Source organism: uncultured Mucilaginibacter sp., from assembly GCF_903913935.1.
In the GTDB taxonomy this organism is placed as follows: Bacteria; Bacteroidota; Bacteroidia; order Sphingobacteriales; family Sphingobacteriaceae; genus Mucilaginibacter.
Genome location: NZ_CAIWNH010000153.1, coordinates 1 through 6,728 on the forward strand (window position 1 = coordinate 1; position 6,728 = coordinate 6,728).

The 6,728-nt window shown below is 41.4% G+C and carries 9 protein-coding genes; 6 read left to right on the forward strand and 3 right to left on the reverse strand.

What is annotated here, in order from left to right:
• On the reverse strand, nt 1-196 hold a 196-nt coding region (locus tag QZY09_RS05785; protein WP_295669428.1), incomplete at its 3' end, for a hypothetical protein.
• Nucleotides 197-386: 190 nt separating this feature from the next.
• Between QZY09_RS05785 and QZY09_RS05790 the strand changes: the two genes are divergently transcribed.
• From QZY09_RS05790 to QZY09_RS05815, 6 genes are all read left to right on the forward strand, one after another.
• Complete coding sequence (locus tag QZY09_RS05790) at nt 387-746, forward strand: methionine-R-sulfoxide reductase (protein WP_295669431.1); 360 nt, start codon at nt 387-389, stop codon at nt 744-746.
• Nucleotides 747-1,216: 470 nt separating this feature from the next.
• Entirely contained in the window at nt 1,217-2,185 is a 969-nt protein-coding gene (locus QZY09_RS05795; protein WP_295669435.1) for a ribonucleoside-diphosphate reductase small subunit, read from the forward strand.
• Nucleotides 2,186-2,312: 127 nt separating this feature from the next.
• The gene (locus QZY09_RS05800) at nt 2,313-4,691 is read left to right on the forward strand and encodes a ribonucleoside-diphosphate reductase subunit alpha (RefSeq protein WP_295669438.1); all 2,379 of its coding nucleotides are present in this window, start codon (nt 2,313-2,315) and stop codon (nt 4,689-4,691) included.
• 205 nt (nt 4,692-4,896) lie between these two features.
• Nucleotides 4,897-5,151: a type II toxin-antitoxin system Phd/YefM family antitoxin gene (locus QZY09_RS05805; RefSeq protein ID WP_295669441.1), complete on the forward strand. Its 255-nt coding sequence runs from the start codon at nt 4,897-4,899 to the stop codon at nt 5,149-5,151.
• 1 nt (nt 5,152) lies between these two features.
• Nucleotides 5,153-5,410: a Txe/YoeB family addiction module toxin gene (locus tag QZY09_RS05810; RefSeq protein WP_295669444.1), complete on the forward strand. Its 258-nt coding sequence runs from the start codon at nt 5,153-5,155 to the stop codon at nt 5,408-5,410.
• 42 nt (nt 5,411-5,452) lie between these two features.
• The gene (locus QZY09_RS05815) at nt 5,453-5,659 is read left to right on the forward strand and encodes a cysteine-rich CWC family protein (RefSeq protein WP_295669447.1); all 207 of its coding nucleotides are present in this window, start codon (nt 5,453-5,455) and stop codon (nt 5,657-5,659) included.
• Between the two features lie 259 nt (nt 5,660-5,918).
• Here the strand turns inward: QZY09_RS05815 and QZY09_RS05820 are convergent, their stop codons facing one another.
• Together QZY09_RS05820 and QZY09_RS05825 are read right to left on the reverse strand one after the other, a co-directional pair.
• Entirely contained in the window at nt 5,919-6,281 is a 363-nt protein-coding gene (locus QZY09_RS05820; protein WP_295669450.1) for a transposase, read from the reverse strand.
• Nucleotides 6,282-6,379: 98 nt separating this feature from the next.
• Nucleotides 6,380-6,728: hypothetical protein (locus tag QZY09_RS05825; protein WP_295669453.1), on the reverse strand; the 349-nt coding region annotated here is incomplete at its 5' end.

Genomic DNA, 6,728 nt, shown 5'->3' on the forward strand with positions numbered 1-6,728 from the left:
CCGCAGTAATACTTGACGGCTTAGTGTTTTTTTCAAAAAGGTAATCATTCCGTTTATCAAGTTTTAGAATGGCGTAAATAGTTGTGTCGATTGGTTTTAATGTTTTATTTACGTGCTGCGCAGTGGTAAATGTTTTATGGTCAGGTTGATTACATGCAAAAAGCAGGAATATGATGAATGCTAAAAAAGGTTTCATGGTTCAAGGTTCATTACTAATACAAGATACAGATTTAAATTTAATTGAAGGCTATAGGTCTGATGTTTTGCAGGTTTATTAAACGGTCAGCATTTTGTCAATATCACTCCCCCAAACAAATTAAACTACCGTTTTGTCGTATATTTATATATTCCGAAAGGCGAAGCTATCGGTGAAATCAAAAAAAACAATGAATTTTAATCAGCTCACCCCCGACGAAGAACGGGTAATACTATACAAAGGAACTGAAAGGCCGTTTACCGGGGCTTTATTAAACAACAAGGCACAGGGTTTGTATGTATGCAAAAGATGCGATACCCCATTGTATACTTCCGAATCAAAATTTGAATCGCATTGTGGCTGGCCAAGTTTTGACGACGAGATTGAGGGCGCGGTAAAACATGTGCCCGATGCCGACGGCAGGCGGGTGGAAATCGTTTGTGCCAACTGCGGCGCGCATTTGGGGCACGTTTTTGAGGGGGAGTATTTAACACCTAAAAATGTAAGACACTGCGTAAACTCAGTATCGATGAAGTTTGTTCCTGCTTAATAATCGCCGTTTTTAGACGTTTTTTGCCCTGTTTTTAACCTGATTTTTAGGTTAAGAAGTTGTTAACGCTATATTAACACCGCGCCCAAAAACGGTGGTCAAAAAAGCCACTAATCTGCTCATTACTAATTGATAAAGTGGATTGTGTATAACTTATAGCTGATGTGTAAAACTTAAGCTAACACCGTAAAAATGCTTCTCCTATATTTGATATAAGTTCTTGCAACGCTTTTTAACGGTATCCGGTTCCCCGGAATCGTATTGAAATAAAGGACACTATGTACATCAGTAGTGACCGGCAAAAATAAAAAATTAGTTTGGCAGAGATTGGTGAGCAGGGGGTTAAAGCATTAGGGTGATCAATATTTATCACGGTAGTTAAAACTAAGGCTAAGGGAAAGTCGTCGGCTAACGGGTAGCATTAAAAAATAAAAGGATAGCAAAAAGGCTTGGAATAAAATACAGCTTAAATGGAAGAGACCGAATTATTACTAAGAGAGAACAAAGACCGCTTTGTTATTTTACCGATCAAATATCCTGCGATCTGGGAGATGTACAAAAAATGCGAAGCGAGTTTCTGGACGGCAGAGGAGATAGACCTTGGTGATGATATGAAGCACTGGGAGAGTATGAGTACAGGCGAGAAACATTTTGTTTCGCATGTGCTGGCATTCTTTGCGGCGAGCGACGGGATCGTTAACGAAAACCTTGCCGTAAACTTTATGAGCGAGGTACAGTTGCCCGAAGCGCGTTGTTTTTACGGTTTCCAGATCATGATGGAGAATATCCATTCAGAAACTTACGCGCTGCTGATAGATACTTATATCAAAGATCCGACAGAAAAAGACCGTTTGTTCCATGCCATTGATACCGTTCCCTGCGTTGGGAAAAAAGCACAATGGGCGCTGCGCTGGATCAATAACGGAAGTTTTGCTGAACGCCTGGTGGCTTTCGCGGCAGTTGAGGGTATATTTTTCTCAGGTAGCTTTTGTTCCATCTTCTGGTTGAAGAAACGCGGCCTGATGCCGGGTTTAACCTTCAGCAACGAGCTGATCTCGCGCGATGAAGGCATGCATTGCGAATTTGCCTGCTTATTGTACAAAATGCTGGATAATAAGCTTTCGCAGGAAGCCGTAACCGCCATCATCACCGACGCCGTTGAAATTGAAAAAGAATTCATTATCGACGCATTGCCGGTAAACTTAATCGGGATGAACTCCAAATTAATGAGCCAGTATATTGAATTTGTGGCCGACAGGTGGCTGGGTGAACTGGGCTACGATAAATTTTACGGCGCATCCAATCCGTTTGACTTTATGGAAATGATCAGCTTGCAGGGAAAAACCAATTTCTTTGAAAAAAGGGTAGGGGATTACCAAAAAAGCGGCGTATTAAATGGCCAGGACAACAAGGCGTTTTCGCTGGACGAGGACTTTTAGGAAGGTTGAAAGGTTAAAGGCGAAAGGTAAAAGGTTTGAAAAGATCAAAAATCCTACTATCCTCTAATCTTAGTTCAGACAATAAGGGTTACAATAAAATAAATATTAATTAAACAAGGGGGTCAAGATGTTCGTTATCAAAAGAGACGGAAAAAAAGAAACGGTAAAGTTCGACAAAATTACCGCACGTATTGAAAAGTTATGCTATGGTTTAAACCCCGCTTTGGTTGACCCGATTGATGTGGCCAAAAAAGTAATTGAGGGTTTATTTGACGGGGTAACTACTTCCGAACTGGACAACCTTGCAGCCGAAACAGCTGCATCATTAACCACAAAGCACCCTGATTATGCTTTGCTGGCATCGCGCATAGCGGTATCCAACCTCCACAAAAACACCATCAAGTCGTTTTCCGAAACGATGCGCCTGTTACACGGTTATATTGACCCTAAAACCGGTAAAGACGCCTCTCTTTTGGCTGATGATGTTTGGGCAATTATTGAAGAAAATGCTGAACTGTTGGACAGCACCATTATATACGACCGCGACTTTGGTTTTGATTACTTCGGTTTTAAGACACTTGAAAAATCATACCTGTTAAAAGTTGACGGAAAAATAGCCGAACGTCCGCAGCATTTGTTTATGCGCGTTTCTATCGGCATCCATAAAGAAGATGTGGAAAGCGCCATCAAAACCTATCATTTAATGAGCGAGCGCTGGTTTACCCACGCTACGCCAACTTTGTTTAACGCTGGTACGCCAAAGCCACAAATGTCGTCATGCTTTTTATTAACCATGAAGGATGACAGTATCGACGGCATTTACGATACCTTAAAACAAACTGCAAAAATTTCGCAGAGCGCAGGCGGCATTGGCCTGAGCATCCACAATGTACGGGCAACCGGTTCATATATCAGCGGTACCAATGGTACCAGCAATGGTATCATCCCGATGTTGCGTGTATTTAACGATACAGCACGTTATGTTGACCAGGGCGGCGGCAAGCGCAAAGGCGCCTTCGCTATTTACCTGGAGCCATGGCACGCGGATGTTTTTGAATTTTTAGATCTCCGCAAAAATCATGGCAAGGAAGAGAACCGTGCCCGTGACCTTTTCTACGCTCTTTGGGTATGCGACCTGTTTATGGAGCGTGTAGAAGCAAATGAAGAATGGAGCTTATTCTGTCCGCATGAAGCGCCGGGTTTGGCTGATTGCTGGGGAAAAGAATTTGTAGACCTGTATACCAAATACGAAAAAGAAGGCCGTGCCCGCAGGGTGGTAAAAGCCCAGGAACTTTGGTTTGCCATACTGGATTCGCAGGTGGAAACCGGTACGCCGTATTTGTTGTATAAGGATGCAGCCAACGGCAAATCAAACCAGCAGAATTTGGGTACCATCAAAAGCTCAAACCTGTGTACTGAAATTATAGAATACACTTCGGACAAGGAAGTTGCGGTTTGTAACCTTGCATCATTGGCCCTGCCGCGTTATGTAAGGGAAGGCATTTTTGATCACGTTAAATTGTATGAGGTAACTTACCAGGCCACCATCAATCTGAACAAGATCATTGACAATAATTATTACCCGGTTATTGAGGCCGAATACTCCAACTTAAGGCACCGCCCGATTGGTTTGGGTGTACAGGGATTGGCTGATGCCTTTATCCTGCTGCGTTTACCTTTTGAAAGCGACGAAGCGAGGAAACTGAACAAAGAGATCTTTGAAACCATCTATTTTGCAGCCATGACGGCTTCAAAAGACCTGGCGATAAAAGAAGGCGCTTACGAAACCTTTAAAGGGTCGCCATTATCAAAAGGACAGTTCCAATTTGACCTTTGGGGCGTTAAGCCTGACAGCGGCCGCTGGGATTGGGAAAACCTGCGCCTGGATGTAATGAACCATGGTGTGCGCAACTCGCTGTTGGTAGCGCCGATGCCAACTGCATCCACCTCGCAGATCTTAGGCAATAACGAATGTTTTGAGCCGTATACCTCCAACATTTATACCCGCAGGGTATTGAGCGGTGAGTTTATCATCGTAAATAAATATTTGCTGCGCGATTTGGTGAACCTTGGTTTGTGGGATAACAACATGAAGGATAAGATCATCACCGCCAATGGTTCGGTACAGGATATCGCGGAAATACCACAGGAACTGAAAGACCTGTACAAAAGCGTGTGGGAGATCAAGATGCGTAACATCATTGATATGGCTGCCGACAGGGGCGCTTATATCTGCCAGTCGCAATCGTTGAACCTGTTCATCAACTCGCCAAATGCGTCAAAACTTACTTCAATGCACTTTTACGCATGGAAGAAAGGCCTTAAAACAGGGATGTATTACCTGCGTACACAGGCGGCATCGCAAGCGGTTAAATTTACCGTTGAGAACCAGGGCGGCAAAAACATGGATCCTGTAATTCCTGAAGTAGTTGACCAGATTGTAGATGAAATACCTGCCGGTCCGAGCTGCTCAATGGAAGAAGGTTGCGTGACTTGCTCTGCATAAGCTTTTAGTCCATGGTCCATGGACGATAGACCATAGTTAAAATCAGGAAATTATCCTGAAGTTAACTATGGTCTTTTTATTTTAGGTTGACCGGAATAGTATAAATTTGAACCTATAAAAACTATCGACCATGGTCCATTGACTATGGACTTTCCTACTTCCGGACTTTTTACTATTTTTGTACTTAAATAAGTACTTAAAGACGATGGAAGTATTAAATTATACAGAATTTCGCCAAAACCTGGCCAAAAGTCTTGATAAAGTCAATGATGATGCAGAAATAGTGATTGTATCCCGGAGCAAAGGTAAAAATGTAGTGGTAATGGATTTGGACGAATATAATGCCATGATAGAGACGCTGCATATCATTAAAAGCGAAGCTAACAGAAAACGATTGCAGGAAGCCATTAATGAAATGAACTCTGGTGTGCATCATGCCCATAACCTGATTGAGGATTAGTATGGAATTAGTTTGGCAGTCAAAAGCCTGGGATGACTACCTATACTGGCAGCAAACAGACAAAAAAGTTCTGAAGCGGATTAACGATTTGATAAAGGACTGTTTGCGTACGCCATTTTCTGGAATTGGGAAACCCGAACCATTAAAAGGCAATTTCGCGGGCAACTGGAGCAGGCGGATAACCGATGAACACAGGTTAATTTACGCCATAAAGGAGAATCGGTTGCATGTTTTGCAATGCCGTTATCACTATAATTAATTCTTATATCCGAAAAAAAAAATAAATTTCAGCTTTCAAGGTTTGAATTCGAAACACGAAACTATAAGATGTGAGCGTTGCGGCAAAAGCATCGAGTGTAAAGCCAACGCCTTTACCAAATGCCAATGCGCCGCCGTACAGCTGAATTTGAACGAGGTGGAGTATATCAGCGAGAATTACGAGGGCTGTATGTGCGCGGCTTGTTTGGAGGAGTTGAAGGAGGAGTATACGATAACGTTAAACTCGTAGTAAAAAATGCTTACTTTGCGCCTTTGTTGGTGTTTTCACCAACAAAAAAGGGATGTTCGCAAACGGGAGCGTCAAACTGGGGTGTCTGCATACATTGATGTTAGTAAGAAGTAAGAATGCCGAACTCATCAATGCCAGTTTCATAGAATCCAGCAGACGAATACCTGTACTCTTCCGGAAATTCAGCTAACCGCCATTTTTCCTGTAATGGATTGTTATATATATATTCAAGTTTTTGCATAAATACCGCTTCGCTCCATCAATCAATGCTCAATGCGTTCCTTTCCCAGAATTGATATTCCCTGTCACTGGTATTAACCCTAAAATGTTCAAGTTGTAATTTATCAGTTTGTAAAAGTTTGAATTTCATTTGCTGAGCCGTAAATTTCAAAAATCGCAGTTGAATTTTATCTCTCTTAAAACCGTCCTGAATCTGCCATATTAAGTGAATATGATTGGGCATAATTACAAAAGCATAAATCACAACGCTCTTTTCTTTTACTAAAAACTGAAGGCTTTTTATGATGATGTCTTTAAATTCATCTTCCTTTAACAGGTGTTTCCATTCCAAAATGGTTGCGGTAAAAAATTGCGGGTGGTAGTCGAAATTTATGTCAGCCATATAGCTAAATTGAAAAATATCTTTAATTCTGACATATCGGTACTTGTTGGTGAAAACACCAACAAGGGCGAAAGAAAGATAGTTTAGTACGATTTGCATCATCCATCGACATGAAAAAAATAATCCCACGCCATCAATAATCCCAGAGCTACAAAAATAAAGAGAAAAAGAAGTTTTGTCTTTTTTGTCTTTATTTGAAATGCTACAAAAAAAGAGAAAACGCAGTCGGTTATTAAGGTTACAGTTAATCCGGAGAAGAAATATTGAAATTTATCGGCGGTTAAAGTAATTGACCTGATGAATTGAAAGAATATGCCGGGAACAAACGTTAAAACAATACCCATGAAAGTTAGTTTTCCGACGCTGATAGAAGGATGCGTTTTTAAAATTTCCTTTTGTGATAGAATTAATATCAATAAGGTAAATCCAGCCAATAACAAACCGTTA